The following is a 22,940-nucleotide window of genomic DNA, read 5'->3' as shown; positions in this document are numbered from 1 at the left end:
AAAAAGCATCGCTCAAAATATGCGTTAAAGGTTATTTGGATAGTGGTACTTCTGGTGTCGTCATCAGCCTGGGCCACGCTTCTATCCAGCAACAGTAGTGGTCAAACCCAGGAATGATGACGATCTCTGGCAGTTTCTCTCTGGGGAACCGGTTTTGGTAGGACTTCGTCAAGACAGGCCCAATCACATTGTCGTGCTCGCCTGCGTAATGTAATTGAGGCACGGATGCAAGCTGAGGCCAGGCATCGGCAGGGTTGAGTGAGCCGGTCAATGGGCTTAATTGTTGTTGTGATGTCCATGCCGCTGTGTCCAGGTTGCCAGCAACTGTGATGAGTTTCTTGATGTCATGGCGTCTGGCGGCCACCAGCGCCGCCACCGCACCACCACCTGAATATCCCACCAGCACAAGATGCAGGGCACCATATCGTTGCTTCAATTGAGTGATGGCCCGATCTATAGAGGCAACGACTGCAGGTGCGAATCGTTCGTTTGTCCAGTAACGGGTGCTACAGTTCTTTCGATCTTCTGCATCCACATATTGGCAAGGTCGCGCTAGGTAGACTGCATGATGGTTGGGATCGTCTAAGGCGAGTTTTAATGCCAATGGATTACGTGGTGTGGGGTCGAATGACGGTGTGTATGAGTTGACCCAGGCAAGCCCGTCTCCTTCAATGTAAATCGTCAGGGTATCGGAGCGAGGCAGGTCAGGTGGAACAAATGCAGCCAGCACAAATGCCCCTGCATCCAGATTCAAGCGTTGCCAACCAGCATCATAAGCCACTTTCTCTGCAGCAATATGCCTATCCTGCACAGTGGGCATTTCCGTGCATGCAGAGAGACAGAAACTGATGACGAAGAAAAGGCCGGGTTTCATATGCATGCAGTGTTGTAGTGTTTTGTTGTAACAGTAACTGATGATTGCGCCATAAGCAAAAGCCCGCGCAAGCGGGCTTTTGCAGATCAACTATTCCTGGGAGAGGTATTAGAACGCCCAACGCACCTTGAGTGATGCTGTCTGGCCTACAAAGTCACTGCGGCCTTCTACATCGTAACGTGCTGTGATCTCGGTGCGTTCTGATGCATTGACGGTCAAGCCGAGACCGGCACGACCAATCCATGGGCTCAGTTCCAGCCCTTGGGTACGGAACGCTGCACCACCACCTACATAGCTGGCAGAAATGCTGTTTTGCTCATCGAATAGGTCATACCCGACACCGGCGTTGGCAGTGAATGCTGCACGATCGGTCAGGCGATGCTGCAAGCGGCCTTCCACCATGGCAATCAACTGCTCGCTGGTGGCGCTGCCTACCTTCAGGTTCAGCGCATCAGCACCTTTTTCTGTATAGGATTCGTTGCGGATCCAGAAGTAGTCAGCACGGGCGGATGGAATGAAGGAGGTTCTTTCGCTCAGCTGGATGCTGCGGCTGATGCCAGCACCTATGTGTGCAGTGGTGCTGTCGAAGTCAGACTTCGCTACCCGGTTCAAGCCGCCAAAATTGATCGTGCGGCGGCCATCGTTCTTGTTGATGCCGAAGTCGGCCTGCCAATTGATCTCTACATCGGGATCGTTGGCCAGGTTGTGGCTGCCATAGGCAATCACTTGGTAAGCGTCGATATCAGCGCCGTTGTAGCGCGAGGTCGATTTACCGTCCACGTTGCTGTTCATATACGAGAATGCGACACCCAGTCGGTTGGTGTCATTGACTTCAGCGTCAGCCCCGATGATGAAGCCATAGGTATCGGCATTGTAGCCTGCCACGCCATTGCGGTTGCCCTGGTTGGCTTTGGCCGCAATCGGCTTGAACCAGAAATATTTGTCGCCCAGGAAACCTTCTCCGGAAGAACGTCCGATATTGCCTTCCTGACGGGCCTGGATGACACGGTTGGTACCGCGCATGCTGTTGGTGGCCACTTGGTCTATGCTGGCGCTCATTAACGGCAGGGTCTGGGCAACAGCGTTGGAGACTGCACTGTCGGAACCCAGCTTGCCGAATGCTGTGACCACATTCGCCATGTCGCCCGTAGCGCCGCCCACCACAAAATTGTCCAATACCCGCGCAGCACCTACGCCTTGGCCAAAGCCTTCGTTCCTGACGCTGTTGAGCACGCCGCTACTGCTGGCGGCAATGGTCTTGAGGTCGATGTTATTGCCGTTCACGATGGCTTCAAAGCTGAATAACTGGCTGTTGTCGGTGATGGTGAAGGTGCTTGCGGTAAGCCCGCTGGTATAGACCACGCTAGACAAGACGTCGTTATTGGCTAGGGTATTCACTTGAGCGACATTGACATGCAAACCCGTGCCGGCATCAAAGGTGGCATTGCCAAGAACATGCAGTCGGCCATACTCGCCGTATGATGCACCGCGTGCACCAATCTCAAGGATGGCATTAGCAGTTTGGTGGTAATCGCCATTAATATGGCCGTGCGGGTTATCTGAAGTGAGTACTACTCTGCCGTTATTCTCGATATTACCGGAAATGGCCTGACCGGCATCATAGTTGCCAGGTATAAATATGCCGGTGCTTGCAATAGTGACTCCTCCAACATTGATGGCGTTTTCTTGTGTGAAAGTACCATTGATGTTTATAGCGGAACCTGTTGTTCCTGTGATTGTGCCGGTAATGCGGCCGCTGGTGTCTTCAAGATTAAGCGTGGCACCGCCCAATATGACATTGCCGTCAATCAGGCCGCTATTGTTGATGATAATGCCTGTGTGGCTGCTTGCATCAATCGCTGCTCCGCTGCTTGGGGTGATGCTACCTGCGCTGGTAACAGTCACGGTTTCATTGTTATCTGGCAGACATTGGCTTGTCTCGGCGCTATTGATGGTGGACGTGCTCCCGCTGCCACAAATGCCTGGGGCTGCCCATGCCTGGGTGCCTGCCATCATCGACATGGAGGCCAGTGCGCTAGCTACCAGAAGCGTGCCAAGGCGGGGCTTTGCTGAACAATGCTTGGTTTCTGGCAACTGGTGCCTGTCTGTATGTATCTGTTTCATGAATCCCCCCGAGAATAACAATATGTAATAAGTGCAATGTATCTGGCACGAGCCGGGATGCTAGCAAAGGAAGAGGGGAGAAAACCTACAGAAACCTACAGGATGTAGGGTTAATCGGCGATAGTGATGCTGGCGCAGAGTTGGTAGCCATAGTTGCGGATGGCCTGGATAGGGTTCAAGTCTGGTTGCGGGCTGATCTGCGTGAGTTTTTTCCTGAGACGGACAATCAGCACCTCGAGCGACGCCTTGCTGTAATCGGGATGATCGCGACCCGCCACCTCGAGCAGTTGCCAGGTTTCCAGGCGTTGGTCGGGCGCGCGCAGCAAGGCCAAGACCACAGAGGCCTCCTGGGAGTTGAGGGAGATGCTTGTCTGATGCAGGACTAGCTGGCGTGTCCTGGAGTGAAGCGTCAGGCAAGACAGGCTCGGGCTTTGCTGGGGCTTAATCCGCCTGGTCAGCGCATTGATGGCGCTATTGAGTTCTTCAAGGGCAGCAGGCTTGGTCAGATAGATGTCGGCACCTTGGTCGTAGCCCTGCATTTTGTGTTCGGCAAGATTGTTGGCGCTGACGATGATGATGCCGACATTGGGATGAATCTGGCGGATGCGATGGGTCAGGGTCAGCCCGCTTTCACCTGGCAGGTTGAGATCGATGAGCATCAGGTCGATGCACTGGATGTTGGGATGCTCGTACAGCGCCTCAGCCGACTCCAGCCCGGTGACGTGGTGCCCCTTGCTGGAAAGGGCGTTGACGGTAACTTCTCTCAGTGCGTCGTGGTCTTCCACAACCACGATATTCAATTGGGTAGCCATAGGGTGAGTCTGATACGGTGATGATACACGCTTGCGTTCAGCGAACCATTCAATGATAACGCGACAGTGCGTGACAAATAAAGCCCGAGGCCAAAACCGGTATGCTTGCTTGAGTTGGCTTCACGATAATATTTGTCGAAGATGCGGATGAGGTCGGGAGGCTGGTCCACGCTATTCTCAAATGAAATGGCAACCCCGCTTCTGCCATCATTCTCGGTCTGTGCATTGATTCTGATGGAGATCGGGCTGTTGGTGGGTGAGTATTTTAATGCGTTCTCAAGCAGGTTCCTGAGAATGAGCCTTAGCATGAGCTGGTCGCAGTGGAATGGCCCAGGGATATGGATGGAGAGTTCTATGCGTGCTGCACATGCGTACTCCGTGATCAGTGTATGCAGGAGCGCCCCCGGGTTGCATGCTTCATAGTTGACCTGGATATGCTGGTCTTCCATCTTGTTGATCTGGGCGCAGCGGTCAATCATGCTGCTGATATCGGTTATGCTTTGCTCGATATGCCGTTTCGATGGACCTGTGAGTTGCAGGGTGTCTAGTGACAGGCGGATGACTGATAAGGGCGTTTTGAGCTCATGGGTGATCATGGCCATGAAATAGCCCATTTCATCGCGCTTCTGACGTTCCAGGGTCAATTCCTGTTGTGTGAGTTCGAGTGATAGTTTGGCACTTTCGGATTCCTTGCGAATCATGGTTGAGCGTTGTTGCAGCATGATATACATCAGCAATGCCGAAATCATGCTGTGGCCCAATATCGCATTGAGGTTCCATTCTGCGGCAGAGGACCAGCCCATGATAGGCAGAATGGAGGCAAGAAGCGACAAGGTGTGCAGGGTATAAATGATTTGTAGCATCCTGCGGCTGGGTGCTATTTCCGGTGGATTATCCCGGCGTGTACTCATGGTGATCGGGAGCAGAAGCAGGGTCGCCAGAATGATGATGTAGGCATTGCACGCCAATGCTTCCCGGGCATAGCCATGGAATAACCCAAAGATCAGAACAGGGCAGAAGCCGGTCAAGCCTAACAAGATGCGCATGGCCCATCGATTGGGCTTGTATTGTGATAGCAGGGTGTAATGGAAGAAGATGCTCACCCATGTCACCATGAGAATGGCAATGCTGGTCAGTGTGTCATTAAGCGCAGGATGCTGCTGGGAAACCCAGGGAGCAAAATAGCCCAGGATGGCCAGTGCATAGGTGATATGGCCTGCTTGATAAAGAGTGAATAGCCCTGTGAGCAGGTGCGGCCTGCTGACGAAGTCATTGGCTGACCAGAACCCTAGCCAGAGCATGATTGCCAGGTAAAACACCATCATGAGATGCTGCCGCATTTCCTTGAGATTGGCCTCTGCGTGTGGCAGCGCTTCTACATACATCAAGGCAGTGCTGGTGGTGCGTAGCTTGAGATAGTACACCGCAGGCGTGGATCCCCCGTTAATCACGAAGCCATGCGTGATGGCGTGGCGGCGTTCCCTGTCCTGGTAGGCATAACGGTCGCCTGTTGCTTTTGATCGCCATTGCCCCGGTTGTTGAGGCTCCTGATAATACAGCGTGATTTCGTCCAGGTAAGTGGGGCGTATCCTGAGTTCAATGGTTTTTTCGGAAGTTGGGCCGACGGTAATCCGTAACCACTGGCTGGCGGGAGTATAGCCAGCAGTCAGCAGGTTTTTGACAGGTTGAAAATCCTGCTGCTGGATTTGCGCAATATCCAACTGCCCGCTGGCATCACTGAATACTTCGCGCTTGACGATTAGGTCCGCAGCCTGGACACCATTTATCCATGGCAGGCAAAGAAACAGCAGAAAAACGAAGGCTCTTGAAATCACCGCAGTCGGGTATGTATGCATCAAACAGAATGGCGTGATTATGCCTTTTATTCGTGCAGGATGTTATGCATTGGCCATTCATGCGAAAATCGCCCCCATGCCACGCCTACTTTACAGCCTGCTGATCTACCTTTTATTGCCATTTGCTCCTTTGCGCCTGTTGTGGCGGGGCGTACGTCAACCCGCATACCTGCAGCACTGGGCTGAGCGGTTTGGCTTTTTCCAGGTCCCGGTTACCAGGCCAGTAATCTGGATGCATTGTGTGTCGGTGGGTGAAACACGGGGAGCGGCACCGCTGATCAAGGAACTGCAACAGCGTTATCCCCAATACCAGGTACTGATCACGCATGCCACGCCAACAGGGCGTGAGGCAGGTGAGCTGTTGTTTGGCGATAGCGTGCTGCGTTGTTACCTGCCTTATGACACGCCGGGAGCGGTTTCACGCTTTTTGCGTCACTTCCAGCCCAAAATCGGCTTGTTGATGGAAACCGAGCTCTGGTTCAACCTGATTGCGGCCTGCAGGCGGCGCCAAATCCCTATCCTGCTGGTGAATGCCCGCTTGTCCGCCAAGTCCGCGCATGGCTATGCCAAGGTGGGCAGGCTGGTGGCGCAGGGCTTGCACAATTTAACTGCCATTGCTGCCCAGACTGAGCAGGATGCCAAACGGCTGCGAGAATTGGGCGCGACAGGGGAACATACCCTGAATGTCGAGGTGATGGGAAATCTCAAGTTTGATGTAATGCCTCCGCAACAGGCTGCATCACAGGGCGATGAGTTGAGGGCCGTGTTGGGCAGGCAACGTCCGGTGTTTCTTGCTGCCAGTACGCGGGATGGGGAAGAAGCCATGATTCTGGAAGCAGTGGCTGCCGCCGCGATTCCCCATCTATTGACGGTGATTGTGCCTCGTCATCCGCAACGTTTTGATGAGGTGGCCAACCTGCTTAATCGCCGGGGTATTCATTTCCTGCGGCGTTCGCGTCTGGAACATCCCCTGCCTGCCAAGATCAATGTGTTGCTGGGCGATAGCATGGGGGAGATGTTTGTCTACTATGCAGCCTGCGATGCTGCTTTTATAGGTGGCAGCCTGCAACCGCTAGGTGGACAGAACCTGATAGAGGCCAGCGCCATGAGCAAGCCGGTGTTGGTCGGTCCGCATACATTCAACTTTGCGGCGGCTACCGAGTTGGCGATTGCGGCCAAGGCAGCCTGGCGCGTCAGTGATGTGGCTGATCTGGCGCGCGCCTTGAAGCGTCTATATGGCGATCCGGAGTTGCGCCAGGCGATGAGCTGGAAGGCACTGGAGTTCAGTACCAGTGCGGGTGGCGCCACCCAGCGAGTCGCTGACCTGGTGGCCAGGCATATCCAGCCCTAGCAGCCAGGCTCGCTGCTTCTATCGGGTTAGCGCACCAGCCGGGAGATCTGCTTGAAGGCCTCACCTTCAGCACGGCCAAGCCATTCAAACACAATGGATTCAGTATTGCTGACTACTATACCTGCCTGGCGCAACCTTTCCATGGCATTGGCCTTGTTGGCTGCGGTGCGGGAGAGCACCGCATCTTCTACAATCAATACCTGATGACCGCTTTTGTGCAAGTCCATGGCGGTTTGCAGTACGCAAATATGGGTTTCCATGCCAGTCAGGACCAGTTGCGGTCGGTCAGTGGTGAGCTGGCTGCGGAATGCGGGAACGGCGTGGCAGGAGAAGGCCATTTTCTCTATCCTGGGGATATTCTCAAGCAGGGTTTGCAGTGATGCCAGGGTAGGTCCCAGCCCTTTGGGATATTGCTCGGTATACACCGTAGGTACTTCAAGCAGCCTGGCTGCTTGTATCAGGATGCTGCAATTCCGGATGACTGCCTGCATGCTGTCCTCGGGCATGGCCGCCGCCAGTTTTTCCTGCATGTCGATGATGATAAGCTGGCTTTGATCCGCTTGCGCCAGCAAGGAAGCTTTCATGGCGTTTTGACTTTGCATTATTCAGCCCTGCTGGCGTTGATCAGCCTTTCGTTGATTTGTACCAGGTCGCTTTCATTGAGCAGGCCAGTGGCGGATTTCAGCCTCAATACGTTCATCAGGTAGTTATAGCGGGATTGGAGCAGGTCCCGCTTGGCAGTGAACAATTGTTGCTGGGCATTGAGCACGTCTACGCTATTGCGTACGCCGACTTCATAACCCAGGTTGGTTGAGTCAAGCTGGCTCTGGCTGGAGTTCAGTGCCTGTTCGTATGCCTGGACCTGGGCAACGCTGCCGGTCAGGTTCAGGTAAGCCTGGCGGGTATCCAGCTCCGAACGCCTGCGGACTACCTCTACATCGTCCATGGCTTTCTGCTGGTTTGCCACGGCTTCACGCACGCGAGAGCTGATAGCCCCACCCTGATAGAGTGGGATGTTGAGCCTGAGGCCTATGGTGGCATTCTGCAGGTCACTGCCAAAGCCGTTGGGGCTGCCACCAGCGCGCACATCGTTGTAGCTGCCGACCATATCCAGTGTCGGCAGGTGGCCCGCGTTCATGCGCTCGACTTCCTGGGTGGCAAGGCGCAGTGCCTCCTGCTGTATGCTCAGGGCAAGATTGTTCTGTGCTGCCAGTTCTACCCATTTTTCCATTTCCTGTGGCTCTGGCGGCTGGGCATGGATATCTGCGCGCATCGTTGCCAGGCGTGCGGGCAGGCGGCCTATCACGGCTTGTACTGCACGTTTGCGTACTTCATAGTCATTGAGGGCGGTGATTTCCTGTGCCTTTAACAAATCAAACCTGGCCTGCGCTTCATTCACATCGGTAATGGTAGCGGTACCGACATCAAAGTTGGCCTGTGCCTGTTCCAGTTGCTTGCTGATGGCCGCTTTCTGGCTGTTGATCAGGTCGATCTGGTCCTGTGCGATCAGCACGTCAAAATAGACCTGGGCTGTGCGTAACATCAGCTCCTGCTGCGACTGGATCAACTGCTTGTCGGCCTGTGAAACCTGGGTTTGTGCCTGCTTGTATTGCACCCAGTTTTCCTTGCGGAAGATCGGTTGGCTGAAATTGACGCCGAAGCCAAACGTCTCAAAAGACTCACGTCCCGCATTGCGGAAAATGGCATTCTGACCCAGGTAGCGGATATTGGTTTCCGAATGGCTTGCATCAGTGGTGAAATTGACGGTGGGGCGGTACAAGGCCTTGCCCTGCTCGATCTTTTCCTGCGCTGCCAGATTGCCGCTGCGTGCAGAAGCCCAGGTGGGGTCATTGCTGACGGCCATTTGGTATATATCAAGCAAGTTCTGTCCATCTTCAGCCTGAGCCTGAAATGTGCTTAACCCTGTGATGGCCAGGATGATTAAGTATCTGTGGATGTGAACAAATGTCATGGTATTCATCTCTGGAAGTCTTTTAATGCCGGGTCAGGGATTGATTGTCAGGCATTCTAACCCGATACCAGGCGGCATACAGCGCTGGCAATGACAATATCGTCAGCACGGTAGCCACGGTTAATCCACCCATGATGGCAACGGCCATTGGGCCGAAGAAGGTATTTCTGGTGAGCGGGATCATGGCGAGGATGGCGGCGGCCGCTGTCAGCATGATGGGGCGGAAGCGGCGCACGGCTGATTCGACTATTGCTTCCCATTCAGGCTTGCCATCACGTTTGTCCTGTTCAATCTGGTCCACCAGGATGACAGAATTCCGCATGATCATGCCGGACAGGGCAATGGTACCCAGCATGGCTACAAAACCGAATGGCTTGTCGAAGATCAGCAATGCGATCGTGACCCCTATCAGGCCCAGCGGAGCGGTCAGTAACACCAGCATGGTGCGCGAGAAGCTTTGCAGTTGCAGCATCAGGATGGTCAGCACGGCAAAAATAAACAGCGGCACGCCAGCAGCCACCGATTGGCCACCCTTGGCAGACTCCTCGACTGCACCGCCAGTTTGCAGTTCATAGCCCAGTGGCAAATGCTGGCGGATATCCGCCAATTTGTTTTCCACTTGTCCGGATACCACGGGTGCTTGCAGGTTGCCGTTAAGGTTAGCGCGCACCGTAATGGTGGGCATGCGATTACGGCGCCAGATCACAGCATCTTCAAAACTGGAAGTAATCGTGGCTATTTGCGAAAGAGGCACGCTTGTTCCCGTACCAGTTGGCACCATTAGCTCCGACAGGTGAGAAAGGTGGGTGCGCTCCATAGTGTCGCCGCGGAGCATGACATCTATACGCTCAATACCGTCACGGAATTCGGTGACATACAGTCCGCGCATGGCGGCATTGAGCAGGTTGGCAATATCAGTGGAGCTGACCCCCAGTAGCCGTGCCTTGGATTGGTCCACCTCTACTTTCATGACCTTGCCGGGCTCTTCCCAATCCAGTTGCACATTAGTTAAATTGGGGTTGCTGCGCATGATGTCTGCCACCTGATGGCTGATATCGCGGATTTTCCCCACTTCAGGACCAGAAACCCGAAACTGCACAGGAAAGCCGACCGGTGGCCCATTCTCCAGGCGTAGGACTGATGCCCTCAAGGCGGGAAAGTCCGTATCAAACAAATGTAGCAATTTGCCGCGCAAAGCCTCACGTTGGGTTCCACCTTCGGTAAGGATGACAAACTGGGCGAAGCTGCGTTGTGACAGTTGTTGGTCCAGCGGCAGGTAGAAACGCGGGCTGCCACTGCCGACATAAGCCACATAGTTTTCTATGCCTGGCTGTTGATGCAGCCATTGCTCCAGTTTTTTCACTTCCGCATCGGTGGCGGCGTAGGATGAGCCTTCGGCCAGGCGCAGGTCTACAATCAGTTCAGGCCGTGTGGAGTCGGGGAAGAACTGCTGCTGGACCAGGCCAAAACCAGCCACTGAGGCGATGAACAGTGCCAGTGTGGTCAGGATGACGATCCAGCGGTGGCGTACACAATGCGTGATCAGACGACGCAAGCGTTGGTAGAAACGGGAGTCGTAAATATTGGCATGTTCCCCGGCAGCAATATGCTGCAGGTGTTGCTGCCTGCGTGCTGCCATATACCGGCCCAGCCTGGGAGCTATGCGTTGCAGCCAGCAGGCGGCTCGGGAAGGTGGCGTACCGGCTTGTTTTTGATAGTCAGGCAGCAGGTAATAGCCGAGGTAGGGTACAAAAATCACGGCAGCCACCCAGGATACCAGCAATGCAATGGCTGAGACCTGGAAGATCGAGCGGGTATATTCGCCAGTTGCAGATTCGGCGGTGGCAATCGGCAGGAAGCCCGCCACGGTCACCAGCGTGCCAGTCAGCATTGGTATGGCAGTGGAGGTAAAGGCAAATGATGCTGCTTTCATGCGTTCCCAGCCCTGTTCCATCTTTGAAGACATCATTTCCACGGCAATGATGGCATCGTCCACCAGCAAGCCCAGGGCCAGGATCAATGCTCCCAGGGAAATCTTGTGCAGGCCTACGTCAAAAATTTCCATTAGCAGAAAAGTAATGGCAAGCACTACCGGAATGACAATGGCGACAACGATGCCGGTGCGCAGCCCCAGTGACAGCAGGCTGACGCCCAACACAATCACCAGCGCTTCTACCAGTGAGTGTACAAAATCATTGACCGAATTGATGACGGCCCTGGGCTGGGAGGATACGTTGTCCAAATGCAATCCCACGGGCAGTTGGGCGCTGATGTGAGCGGTAGTCTGATCCAGTGCGCGGCCAAGTTGAATGATGTCGCCGCCCTTGTTCATGGCCACGCCCAGCAACAGGGTTTCTTTACCCATAAAGCGTACACGCGAAGTTGGCGGGTCTTCAAAACCTCGGTAGATCCTGGCGATATCCCCCAGGTTGAATTCATTGCCATTGGCCCGCAGCTTCAGGTCCCGCAAATTATCCAGCCGGTCAAAGCGTCCGCTGACGGCGATCCGGAGATGTTCCGGTCCGCTGTCATAGGCCCCGGCGCTGTTCACCTGGTTTTGCTGTCTCAGGGTTTCCAGCAGGGTGTTGGTGTTGATGCCCAGTGTGGCCAGTTTGGCGTTTGCCAGTTCTATATAGATGCGCTGGGCTTGTTCTCCAACAAACTCAACCTTGGCTACATCCTTGATCTTGAGCAGTTCACCCCGGATGGAGTCGGCTTGCTTCTTCAATTCGGCATAGTCATAGCCGTCCCCATGCAGGGCATAGAGATTGCCGTACACGTCGCCAAATTCGTCATTGAACCATGGTCCATGGACGCCATCAGGCAAGGTGTTGCGGATGTCGCCGATCTTTTTTCTTGCCTGGTACCAGACATCAGGCACTGCAGATGGAGGTGTTGAGTCCTTGGCCAGGATGAAAATCAGTGATTCGCCGGGACGGGAATAACTGCGCAGGATATCCAGGTAGGCCAGTTCCTGGAGTTTTTTTTCCAACTTGTCCGTCACCTGTTGTTCCACTTCGTGGGCGCTGGCGCCAGGCCACGAAGTGCGTACTACCATCACCTTGAATGTGAAGGGAGGATCCTCAGACTGGCCTAGCTGGGTGTAGGCCAGCATGCCTGCTACGGTCAGTACCAGCATGAAATAAAGCACAAGGCTGCGGTGATGCAGTGCCCAGTCCGAAAGGTTGAAATGTCCGCGCTGTTCACTCATCGGTTAACCTCGGCATTGACCGGTGTGACGACCTGTCCGTCAGTGAGGGTGTGTATGCCGGTGATCACGATGGTTTCGCCGCCAATGAGGCCGGAAAGAATGCTGACGCCTTGTTCGCTATAGCCGCCAATGCTGACGGCTTGAGGGTGTACCTGGTTGCTGGCATCAAGCACCCATATTTCAGCCTGTCCGTTTTGCTGGGAAACGGCAGTGGTAGGCAATAAAAATCCATGCTGATTATCATCCAGCCTGACACCGGCCGTCATGCCGATCTGTACGTGTTCATCGGGATCCAGCAATGACACCTGCGTCTGAAAAGTGCGGGTTGCCGGATCAGCTGCGGGCGCTATTTCCCTGATGCGCCCTTGATAAGCCTTGTCACGGTTAGCCCAGAGGCGAATGACCGCAGAATCTCCAGTGAGCCTGTTCTGCATGCGGGATTCAGGGATGGCGATGGTGACTTCCAGTATTTCAGGCACGGCGATGCGTGCGATGGTTTGCCCTGCACTCACTACTTGTCCCGGCTCTGCAGTGATGCTTGTGACTACACCATCACGCTCTGCAGTCAGCATGGTGTATCGGGCCTGGTTGCTGGCTACATTTTCCTGGGCTTTTGCCTGCTGGACCTGCGCATGGGATGATTTCAGGCGGGTTTCCACAGAGTCCAGCGCAGCCGCGGAAATAAAGCGTTGCTCGAAGAGTTGGCGCTGGCGTTTGCTGTCGGCCGCTGCCAATGCCAGTTCTGCCTCTGCAGCATGGAGAGCGGCCTGGGCCGAGGCGAGGGATAGGTTATTATCCTCTGCATCCAGCCTGGCGAGTGCCTGCCCCTTTCTGACGTGGTTTCCCACTTCCACATAACGCTGGACAATCTTCCCTGCAATACGGAACCCCTGGGCTGACTCATAGCGAGGACGAACTTCTCCGGTAAGCCAATGCCCATGGTTGATGTCATCTGCAATGCTCACTTTCATTACCAGCGCAGGTCTCGGTGGAGGAGTTTCCGGAGCTGGTTTCTGGCAAGCAACAAGCGCAGGGATCGCCAGGCTGACGAGCCACAGTGTGTAAGGCCGCTGAGGCCTGCTGACCGCCATTTGCTGGTTGCTTGCCGGCGATGCATCTCTCGGGAAGCTTTTGATTAGCGCGGATTTCTTGATCATATATGTATTTCCTAGTGAACTGGCCTGGGTCTGACAAGACCTTGAATCAAGGCTTCCTGCATGAGAAACACCCGTTGTTCTATAGGCTGCCAATCTACCCAGTCATCTTCTATCATGCTGATTTCCAGGGCGCACACTCCATGAATGCCGGCCCACATTGTCTGTGCAATCAGGTCTATGTTTTGTAGTTCAGGGCGAAAAACCTGCTGTTCGAATGCCTGTGTAACCATGGAACGCAGGAACGCATAGGCGTCCTGCTCTACATTGCCCTGGCGGATCCTGGATTTTTCCTTGCTGTTGACAGGCTTGGGTGTCATGAACATGAAGCGGTAGTGATTGGGGTAAGCCAGCGCGTAGCGGGAATAGGCCGTGCAGAGCTGCCTCAATTGTTCGGTGATGTCCTGTTTGCTGGAGGCATTGATGTGCTGTAGATCATTAGCTAGGATCAGGAAGTCGTTGTCGCACAGGGTTTGCAATAAATCGTTCTTGTCGGCGAAATGCAGGTAGATGGTGGTGGGAGAGTAGGCCATGCGTTTGGCGATCTCCCTCATGGAAACAGCTTCAATGCCACGTTCTATGAAGAGCTGCCGCGCTGCATCAAGTATCAGCATTTTCAGCCGCTGGCGTTCTTCTGGGGTTTTATGTCTCCGGGGCATGAGTGAGCCAAATAATGATTTTTATTATTAGAACACTGTTAATTTAACGGTGTAAAGTTATTGGGAATAAAAAAGCAGCAATCATGCTGCTTTTGTTGGATTCCTGTGACTTAGTTAGAAAGTGAAACGTTCTGGCTGCGCTGCATTGTCCAGTTCGGGCAGGCAGGTTTCAAACAGGATGTCCCTGCGGAAAGTGTCTGCGCCAATGCGCTGGATCATGGTGGCTTCCATAGCCGGTGCTTCCCCGATCACGGCAAACAGGCGGCCGTTTACATGCAGCGATTGTTGTATTTGCTCAGGCAATAGAGGCAGAGAGCCGGTGAAGACAATCACGTCATAAGGACCATTGCTTGGCCAGCCCATGGCACCATCTCCAACGTGCAATGTCACGTTGGTCAGCTGCTGCTGCGCAAGTCTAAGCTGGGCTGACTGGCTGAGTTCAGCATTGATTTCTATGCTGTGCACCTCCCTTGCCAATGTGGCAAGCAAGGCAGTGAGGTAGCCGCTGCCCGTGCCGATTTCCAGTACTTTGTCTGTCGGCTTGATTTCCAACGCCTGCAGGATGCGGCCTTCCATTTTGGGAGACAGCATGGTCTGCCCAAACCCGATGGGAATTTCGAGGTCTGCAAATGCAAGGCCCCGGTATTGCTCAGGTACAAACGCTTCACGGGGCACTTTCCCCAGCAAGTCCAGAACACTACCGTCCAGGACCTCCCAGGGGCGGATCTGCTGCTCGATCATGTTGAAGCGGGCTTGCTCTACATCTTTATGCATCACATCATCCATCGCATGGCTATTGGTTTGCCGATTATAGCGCCAGTCGCCAGAGTTTCAATGCTGTGCTGAATTTCGATTGTTAACCTGCCTGGAGTTCGGTGTGTTTTTCCAGCTTATAACGACTGAGCTTATACCAGAGTGAACGCTCACCGATGTCAAGCAAGCCCAAGCTGGCACACATTATTCTGGCAGAAGGTTTTACTGGGCAAACAGTAAGCATATGTAGCCGGTAAACTTGTCAGCAGACAATGCATTGCGCCATAAGTCTCCCAGCAGGTGCTGGACGGTCTGCTGGAATGCGATTTATTTCCATGGTACAACGCTCATCTTATGCAGGCATTCCCAGGCAGCCATGCTGTGCCATTATGCAGAACTCCGGAGGCACTTGGCTAAGTGAATGCTCGCTATATGGTGGATGTGCTTGTCAAGGAGGAGGTCTGGCTGCCGGTCTGATAGTACCGAAACCAGATGCAACCAAGCATGAATTGCGCACTATAAGCTTGATTTAACCAGGGTTTTAACGTAAATTCCACCTATCGCTGGGGGTCTGTATTTCCTGTTCAGGATTACAGTGAGAGTTACCCTTTGAACCTGACGCGGATCATCCCGCCGTAGGGAAGCGGCTGAAGGTTTCATAGGTTCACTATTATCATTCGATAATTCCCCGTGAAATTTCCATCGCTCCCTGCATCTTTTGGAGCCATGAATGAACGCCACCGACAAAAACCTGCATGCCAAATTCCTGAATGAGACCGCGGAAATTGATGCAGGCACCAAGCAGCCCTTTGCCAATTCCCGCAAAATCTACGTTGAAGGTTCGCGTCCTGATATCCGCGTGCCTTTTCGTGAAATTACTCTCTCTGACACACCGTCAGCATTCGGTGCGGAGAAGAACCCGCCAGTCGTGGTGTATGACACTTCCGGCCCTTATACCGATCCTGACGTGAAAATCGATATCCGTGACGGTTTGCCGGCGTTGCGGGCCAAGTGGATTGAAGAGCGTAACGATACCGAGCAACTGGATGGACCGAGTTCCGAGTTCGGCCAACAACGCAAGGTGGATCCTGCGCTGGCAGCCATGCGTTTCAACCTTACCCGCAAGCCGCGCCGCGCCAAGCCGGGCATGAACGTGAGCCAGATGCACTATGCGCGTCAAGGCATCATTACGCCTGAAATGGAATATATTGCCATCCGCGAAAACCAGCGCCGCGAAAATATGTCCGAGTTGCTGCAAACTCAGCATGCCGGCCATGATTTCGGTGCTTCTATTCCCAAGGTGATCACTCCTGAATTCGTACGTGATGAAGTCGCGCGTGGCCGTGCGATTATTCCTTTGAACATCAACCATCCTGAAATCGAGCCTATGATCATAGGCCGTAATTTCCTGGTGAAGATCAATGCCAATATCGGCAATTCCGCATTGGGTTCCTCCATTTCTGAGGAAGTTGAGAAGATGGTCTGGGGTACGCGCTGGGGCGGCGATACCGTGATGGATTTGTCTACCGGCAAGAATATCCACGAAACCCGCGAGTGGATCATCCGCAACTCGCCAGTACCTATCGGCACTGTGCCTATCTATCAAGCCCTAGAAAAGGTGAACGGCAAGGCTGAAGACCTGACCTGGGAAATCTTCCGCGATACCTTGATCGAGCAGGCAGAGCAAGGTGTGGATTACTTCACTATCCACGCTGGCGTGCGTCTGGCTTACATCCCGATGACCGCCAAGCGCATGACCGGCATTGTCAGCCGTGGCGGCTCCATCATGGCCAAGTGGTGTCTGGCCCACCACAAAGAGTCATTCCTGTACGAGCATTTCGAAGACATCTGCGAAATCATGAAGCAGTACGATGTTTCCTTCAGCCTAGGTGACGGCTTGCGTCCGGGTTCCATCTATGATGCCAACGACGCAGCCCAATTTGCCGAGCTGAAGACACTGGGCGAGCTTACACAGATCGCCTGGAAGCATGATGTGCAATGCATGATCGAAGGTCCAGGCCATGTGCCCATGCACCTGATCAAGGAAAACATGGATCTGCAACTGGAACACTGCGGCGAAGCCCCGTTCTACACGCTTGGTCCATTGACTACGGATATCGCTCCTGGCTACGACCACATCACCTCAGGCATAGGCGCTGCCATGATTGGCTGGTACGGTTGTGCCATGTTGTGCTACGTAACCCCCAAGGAGCACCTAGGCCTGCCTGACAAGGAAGACGTACGCGTCGGTATCATCACCTACAAGATTGCTGCCCATGCTGCCGATTTGGCCAAGGGCCACCCCGGCGCACAGATTCGCGACAATGCCTTGTCCAAGGCGCGTTTCGAGTTCCGTTGGGAAGACCAGTTCAACCTCGGCCTCGACCCGGAAAAAGCGAAGGAATTCCACGATGAAACCTTGCCGCAGGAAGGTGCAAAACAGGCACACTTCTGCTCCATGTGCGGGCCGCATTTCTGCTCCATGAAGATCACGCAAGACGTACGGGACTATGCTGACAAGCTGGGTGTGGATGAAGCGGAGGCCTTGAGCAAGGGCATGCAGGAAAAGGCGATTGAGTTCGTCAAGAAAGGCTCGGAGGTTTACCAGAAAGTCTAGCCGCGGTATTAGTATGGTTGCCATATGACCCCAATGAATAAAGCTGACAGTTAAGCTGTCAGCTTTTTTTATTTGTACGCTTGCTGTGAAAGTCATTTCAAGGCGGGAATGCTATATCAAGCTGTCCAGACCTGCCGAGGTCGCTATGTTAAAATCACTCCATGACCACGCTCAAACTGAAACCCGGTTCTACTTCCATTGCAAAAGATGTGAGCAAGCCACCGGTGCGCCGCGCGGATCCCGCCAAGCGTTCTCGTACAACAGCGCCAGCACCAAAAATCCGTGTTGCTGAAGCTCCCCAGCCTGGCAAGACCCAATCGAGACCTGCAACGGCTCCTGCACCTGGCAGGGAGCGCCAGGCCAAACCAGAGACTGCCAGGGCTTCGGCTGAAAGAGCAGGCAGAAACCCAAGCGGCAATAAGCCTGCTGCTGCAAGGCAACAGCACGGTCAAAAAGATGACCAGCCACGCCAGTTTGCCGATCGTGATACGCCTCGCCGTGGAGGCAAGTTCAGGGACGGTTTTGAGCAAGGCATGTTCAATCAGGATAGAAAGACCAATCCCAAATTTTCGCCACCGCCAGTTTCGAGCCAGCCCGAACAACCGCGCTTGTCCAAGCGCATGGCTGAGCTTGGCTTGTGTTCACGGCGTGAAGCAGATGAATTCATCGTCAATGGCTGGGTAAATGTGGACGGCAAGGTGATTGATGTGCTGGGCACCCGTGTTTCGCCACAGGCTGAGATCAAGATCAGCAAAGAGGCGCAGAAGCATCAGTCCGAGATTGTTACCATCTTGCTGCACAAGCCGGTGGGATATGTGTCAGGGCAGGCGGAGGATGGCTACCAGCCAGCTGTGGTGCTGGTGCATCCAGACAATCAATGGACAGAAGACCCCAGCCAGACCGCCTTCAAGCGAGGGCATTTGCATGGCCTGGCGCCTGCCGGGCGCCTTGATATTGATTCCACCGGTCTGCTGGTGCTGACCCAGGATGGCCGGGTGGCACGCCAGTTGATAGGCGAGGATTCCACGGTGGAAAAGGAATACCTGGTGCGTGTCGAAGGTGTCCTGAGCGAAGAAGGCATGAAGAAACTCAATTTCGGCCTGAGTCTGGATGGAGTGAAGCTCAAGCCGGCCAAGGTCTCCTGGCAGAACGAGGATCAGCTTCGCTTTGTGTTGCGCGAGGGACGCAAGCGCCAGATTCGCCGCATGTGCGAACTGGTGGGGCTGACTGTGGTCGGACTCAAGCGCGTGCGCATAGGCAGTGTGACCCTGGGCAAGCTGCCAGTTGGCACATGGCGCTATCTGCGTCCTGGCGAGCGATTCTGAGGCGGCTACCTATAAGGTGGTGTGCCAACTACATAATTGAAAAAGGATAGGAAAAACAATGGGTTTGTTCGATAGTATCGCTGGTTCAATGATGGGCAAGCTGGCAGGAGGGAGCAATTCCAACCCGATGCTGCAGGCCGGGCTGGATCTGATCAACCAGTACGGAGGTGCGGAAGGCGTGCTCAACAAGCTCCGTGAAAATGGCCTGGATGACGAGGTAAACTCATGGCTGGGCCAGGGTAACAACCTTCCTCTTTCCCTACAGCAGGTTGTGCAGGTGTTTGGCCAACAAGCCGTCACGGCCATGGCGCAAAAATTTGATCTGCCTGCAGATGAGTTTGGCAGCAAGCTTGCTGAATATTTGCCCAAGGTCATAGACAAGCTAAGCCCTGATGGCAAAGTCCCCAGCAGCCAAGTGGAGCTGATGGCGCGGGCATTCTCCTTGCTTAGGAGCTAACTGCATTATCCAGAATTAAGCCTTGCCATTTTATGTCATGCCGGTTTCACGGTGTCCTGATAGAACATTGCCTGGCATAGCGTCTGAGTGGGCATAGCACCAAACATCAACAATAAAGTCTTCAGGAAAAGCATCTAGACATGGATTTCATACTGTTACTCAAAGCATTTGTACTTGGTATCGTGGAAGGTGCCACCGAGTTTCTCCCTATCAGCAGTACTGGTCACCTCATCATCATCGGCGACCTGCTAAATTTCAATGATGACAAAGGCAAGGTATTCGAGATCGTGATCCAGCTTGGTGCGATCCTGGCTGTGTGTTGGGAATACCGCACGCGCTTGACAGGAATAGCAACCAGCCTGCATGCCTCGACGTCGCAACGCTTTATCCTCAACCTGTTCATTGCCTTTCTTCCTGCAGCCTTGTTTGGCCTTGCACTACATAGTTTCATCAAGGAGCACCTGTTCTCGCCTATTACCGTGGCGGGCGCCTTGATCGTAGGTGGTTTTGTCATCTTGCTGGTGGAAAGGATTTACTCGCATGATGATGCGCCTGCGGCGAAAACCTCCAACCTCAACGAAATCAGTCCTCTACAGGCGCTCAAGGTGGGTTGTGCGCAAGCACTGGCGATCATGCCGGGAGTCTCCCGTTCAGGTGCCACTATCCTTGGAGGCATGATTTTTGGCCTAAATCGTAAAACGGCAACGGAGTTTTCCTTCTTTCTGGCAATTCCGGTGATGGTGGCGGCGACTGTCTATGACGTTTACAAGAACCGCGCCCTGTTTGTGGCAGATGATATTGCCATGTTTGCGGTGGGTTTCATCACGGCTTTTGTGGCGGCATTGATCGCGATCAAGACCCTGATTCGCTATGTTGCCAACCACGATTTCAAGGGTTTTGCCTGGTACCGGATTGCGCTCGGCGTCATCGTGCTTGCCTACTACTGGTAAGGCCTGGCTATCCCCCACGGTTAAGCTTGCCCAGTTTGGGATGGCCTGGCTTCATCTAATTCTGGCTGCCCCGATACTGACGGGCAGTGTTAAACTTTCCCCCTCTCGTTCCCAATAACCAGGAAGAGTTGATGAATAAACTTCTTAAATACTCCTTGTTTGGCCTCGGTGGTTTCGTGCTGGTGCTGGTCATTATCGTGGCGGTGTTTGCCGCGACGTTTAACCCCAATGATTACAAACCGATGATCGTCAAACTAGTGAAGGATAAGAAGCAGCGTACGCTGAATATAGAAGGGGACATCAAGCTCGCCTTCTGGCCCAAGCTTGGTGCAGACCTTGGCAGGATATCTCTTTCGGAGCATAACAGTGACAAGGAGTTTGCTGCAGTCAACGGCCTGAAAGTATCCTTGGCACTATTGCCATTGCTCAAGAAGGATTTGGTGGTTGATACCGTTTACGTAGATGGCGCGAGAGCCAATATCGTGCGGTACAAGGATGGCACTACCAATTTTGATGATTTGCTGAGCCAGGATGAGGAAGAACCATCCGAGCAGATCAAGTTTGATATTTCAGGCGTCAATGTCAGTAATTCCGCCGTGAATTTCCGTGATGAGCAGACTGATAGCGAATATAGCATCAGCAAATTCAATCTCGAGACAGGCCGCGTCGCTTTGGCTACGCCATTTGATCTGGCGACGGATTTTCAACTGGCTACTACACAGCCCAAGATTAATGCAATAGTTAAACTCAACGGCAATTTCATGGCCGATATTGAAGCCAAGCATTTTGCTGCAAGCAAGCTTGATGCAGTGGTCAAAGGCGATATTGCTACTGTCAGTGGTGCTGATATCCGGCTGACTGGTGACATGGACGCCAGGCCTGAGAATATGGAACTGTTGGTTAACAGCTTGAAACTGGCTTTTTCGGGCAACCTGGATGGCGCAAAGTTAACGGCGGATATCGCTGCTCCCAAGCTGGTAGTCCAGAAAGATACGGTGAGCGGGGAGCAGGCGGAACTGGCTTTCAGCCAGGAAAAAGGTTCGGATGTCCTCAAGGCTAAGCTGGTATTGGCGGACATCAAGGGCTCGCCACGTGAATTGCAAAGCAGCGGTATCAATGGTGAAGTATCCATCAAGCAGGCTGAGCGCAGCGTGGAGAGCAAGTTCTCATCTCCGTTCAAAGGTAATCTGGAACAGCTTGTGTTTGAATTGCCCAAACTCGCAGGCAAGATAGATATCAAGGATAAGGCGTTGCCAAAAGGGGCAGCCCAGGGCGATTTTGCTCTCAAGCTCCTGGCTGACATCAAGCAGGAAAAAGTGAACAGCGATTTCAGCCTGGATGTGGAAGATACCAAGCTCAAGGGCGATGTGGCCGTAGCCGGTTTCAGCAAACCAGATATCAGGTTCAACCTCAACGGTGACAAGCTGGACCTCAACAAGCTATTGGGTAGCAAGACTGCAGGCGCCAAACCTGCAGAAAAGCCAGCTGGCAAGACGGCTGCCAAAGGCAACGAGCCAGCGCCGGACCTTTCCGCATTGAAGGACCTTCTGTTGCAGGGCAACGTCAATATAGGCAGCATTATTTACGAGCAATACCGCTTGTCCGGCCTCAAACTCGGCATCAAGGCAGATGGCGAGCAGTTGAATGTCAACCCGTTCAACGTCAAGCTGGATGAAACCACAATCAAGGGCAAGTTTGGCATCAGCCGGTTTGCCAAGCCTATCTATAATTTCGACGTGGATATCGACAAGGTGGATGCGGACCGTTACATCACTGACTCCGAAGCCAAGCCTGCCAAGAAAGAAGCGGCTGCACAGCCAGCGAATCCAGATGCGCCGATAGATTTAAGTGCCCTGCGCCAACTCAACGCTAATGGCGAATTGCGGATAGGCTGGCTCAAACTTGCCAATGTCAAAAGTACCAACGTACGCATCAAACTAAAAGCGGACTCGGGGGTGGCCGAATTATCCCCTTTTTCCGCCAACCTCTATGAGGGCTCCATGAATGGCGCCCTGACGGTTGACGCCCGTGCTACGCCAAGCATCGCCATCAAGCAAGACATGAAAGGAATTGCTGTTGGCCCTTTGCTGGTAGATGCCATCAATAACGATATGTTGAGTGGCAAGGGTAGCCTTAGTCTTGATGTGACAACCAAAGGGGATACGGTGGGTGCGTTCAAGCAGGCGTTGAATGGCAAGGCTGCCCTCAATTTAAGCGATGGCGCGGTCAAGGGCATTGATATTGCCGGTACCCTGCGTGGGGCCAAGGATAAGCTCAATATGCTCAAGGGCAATAGCAATGTGGAGGGAGATAAAAGCAAGAAAACTGATTTCAGCGAGATGGTGGCCAGCTTCAACATCCAGAATGGTGTGGCGCATAACCAGGATCTCAGCATGAAGGCCCCGCTGTTCCGTATCACTGGTAGCGGCAATATCGATATTGCACACGAGAAGCTTGATTATCTCGCCAAGCCCACCGTCGTGGCTTCTCTCAAGGGGCAAGGCGGTGCGGACTTGCAGGAACTAAACGGCTTGACTGTACCGGTCAAGCTGACCGGGACTTTTGCCAAGCCGGCTTATGCGATAGATTTTGCAGGATTGGCCACAGCGCTTGCCCAAAAAAAGTTGCTTGAAGGGGCTGGCGGTGCCAAGGCTGACGCAGTCAAGAACCTGCTGGAGGGCAATCGCGAGGATGCCCTGAAATCCCTGTTGAATAAAAAGAAGCAGGACGACCCGAAGCAGGAAAGTACTGATAATCAGCCTCCAGCAGCAACCACGCCTGAAGACAAAGCCAAGAAGAAACTCAATAAATTATTGGGCTTGTGA

At 53.6% G+C, this 22,940-nt stretch carries 16 protein-coding genes and 1 riboswitch; of the genes, 6 read left to right on the top strand and 10 right to left on the bottom strand.

Annotated elements, in window-relative coordinates; all coding sequences use genetic code 11:
• Nucleotides 1–31: 31 nt before the first annotated feature.
• From LG200_RS12700 to LG200_RS12685, 4 genes are all read right to left on the bottom strand, one after another.
• A complete protein-coding gene (locus LG200_RS12700) occupies nucleotides 32–874 on the bottom strand; it encodes an alpha/beta hydrolase (RefSeq protein ID WP_226757996.1) in 843 nt (280 codons plus the stop codon).
• 108 nt (nucleotides 875–982) lie between these two features.
• Nucleotides 983–2,998, bottom strand: coding sequence for an autotransporter family protein (locus LG200_RS12695; protein ID WP_226757995.1), 2,016 nt, complete (start codon nucleotides 2,996–2,998; stop codon nucleotides 983–985).
• A gap of 110 nt (nucleotides 2,999–3,108) precedes the next feature.
• Nucleotides 3,109–3,810, bottom strand: coding sequence for a response regulator transcription factor (locus tag LG200_RS12690; RefSeq protein WP_226757994.1), 702 nt, complete (start codon nucleotides 3,808–3,810; stop codon nucleotides 3,109–3,111).
• On the bottom strand, nucleotides 3,795–5,666 hold the full coding sequence (locus LG200_RS12685) for a sensor histidine kinase (RefSeq protein ID WP_226757993.1): 1,872 nt from the start codon (nucleotides 5,664–5,666) through the stop codon (nucleotides 3,795–3,797). The genes LG200_RS12690 and LG200_RS12685 overlap by 16 nt, the downstream gene beginning before the upstream one ends.
• Nucleotides 5,667–5,742: 76 nt before the next feature.
• Between LG200_RS12685 and waaA the strand changes: the two genes are divergently transcribed.
• Nucleotides 5,743–7,017, top strand: a complete 1,275-nt coding sequence (gene waaA, locus LG200_RS12680; RefSeq protein WP_226758258.1) for a lipid IV(A) 3-deoxy-D-manno-octulosonic acid transferase — start codon at nucleotides 5,743–5,745, stop codon at nucleotides 7,015–7,017.
• Nucleotides 7,018–7,043: 26 nt separating this feature from the next.
• Here the strand turns inward: waaA and LG200_RS12675 are convergent, their stop codons facing one another.
• The 6 genes from LG200_RS12675 to LG200_RS12650 form a co-directional block, all read right to left on the bottom strand.
• Nucleotides 7,044–7,619, bottom strand: coding sequence for a hydrolase (locus tag LG200_RS12675; protein WP_226757992.1), 576 nt, complete (start codon nucleotides 7,617–7,619; stop codon nucleotides 7,044–7,046).
• Entirely contained in the window at nucleotides 7,619–8,989 is a 1,371-nt protein-coding gene (locus LG200_RS12670) for a TolC family outer membrane protein (protein WP_226757991.1), read from the bottom strand. The genes LG200_RS12675 and LG200_RS12670 overlap by 1 nt, the downstream gene beginning before the upstream one ends.
• Before the next feature lie 22 nt (nucleotides 8,990–9,011).
• Entirely contained in the window at nucleotides 9,012–12,200 is a 3,189-nt protein-coding gene (locus LG200_RS12665) for an efflux RND transporter permease subunit (protein WP_226757990.1), read from the bottom strand.
• On the bottom strand, nucleotides 12,197–13,357 hold the full coding sequence (locus LG200_RS12660; protein ID WP_226757989.1) for an efflux RND transporter periplasmic adaptor subunit: 1,161 nt from the start codon (nucleotides 13,355–13,357) through the stop codon (nucleotides 12,197–12,199). The genes LG200_RS12665 and LG200_RS12660 overlap by 4 nt, the downstream gene beginning before the upstream one ends.
• A gap of 11 nt (nucleotides 13,358–13,368) precedes the next feature.
• Entirely contained in the window at nucleotides 13,369–14,013 is a 645-nt protein-coding gene (locus LG200_RS12655) for a TetR/AcrR family transcriptional regulator (RefSeq protein WP_226757988.1), read from the bottom strand.
• A 114-nt stretch (nucleotides 14,014–14,127) separates the two neighbouring features.
• Nucleotides 14,128–14,787: a protein-L-isoaspartate O-methyltransferase family protein gene (locus tag LG200_RS12650; RefSeq protein ID WP_226757987.1), complete on the bottom strand. Its 660-nt coding sequence runs from the start codon at nucleotides 14,785–14,787 to the stop codon at nucleotides 14,128–14,130.
• A gap of 534 nt (nucleotides 14,788–15,321) precedes the next feature.
• Nucleotides 15,322–15,425: riboswitch (TPP riboswitch) on the top strand.
• A gap of 71 nt (nucleotides 15,426–15,496) precedes the next feature.
• Here LG200_RS12650 and thiC point away from each other — a divergent pair.
• The 5 genes from thiC to LG200_RS12625 all read left to right on the top strand — a co-directional run bounded on the left by thiC (nucleotide 15,497) and on the right by LG200_RS12625 (nucleotide 22,940).
• Nucleotides 15,497–17,383: a phosphomethylpyrimidine synthase ThiC gene (gene thiC, locus LG200_RS12645; RefSeq protein WP_226757986.1), complete on the top strand. Its 1,887-nt coding sequence runs from the start codon at nucleotides 15,497–15,499 to the stop codon at nucleotides 17,381–17,383.
• Nucleotides 17,384–17,544: 161 nt separating this feature from the next.
• Nucleotides 17,545–18,708, top strand: coding sequence for a pseudouridine synthase (locus LG200_RS12640; protein WP_226757985.1), 1,164 nt, complete (start codon nucleotides 17,545–17,547; stop codon nucleotides 18,706–18,708).
• Between the two features lie 58 nt (nucleotides 18,709–18,766).
• Entirely contained in the window at nucleotides 18,767–19,165 is a 399-nt protein-coding gene (locus tag LG200_RS12635; RefSeq protein ID WP_226757984.1) for a YidB family protein, read from the top strand.
• Nucleotides 19,166–19,305: 140 nt separating this feature from the next.
• Entirely contained in the window at nucleotides 19,306–20,115 is an 810-nt protein-coding gene (locus tag LG200_RS12630; protein WP_226757983.1) for an undecaprenyl-diphosphate phosphatase, read from the top strand.
• Nucleotides 20,116–20,246: 131 nt separating this feature from the next.
• The gene (locus LG200_RS12625) at nucleotides 20,247–22,940 is read left to right on the top strand and encodes an AsmA family protein (RefSeq protein WP_226757982.1); all 2,694 of its coding nucleotides are present in this window, start codon (nucleotides 20,247–20,249) and stop codon (nucleotides 22,938–22,940) included.

This window comes from Methylobacillus caricis, assembly GCF_020532705.1.
GTDB classification, from domain to species: Bacteria; Pseudomonadota; Gammaproteobacteria; order Burkholderiales; family Methylophilaceae; genus Methylobacillus; species Methylobacillus caricis.
The sequence above is the reverse complement of the archived record's forward strand: the minus strand, read 5'-3'. Positions and strand labels throughout refer to the sequence as shown.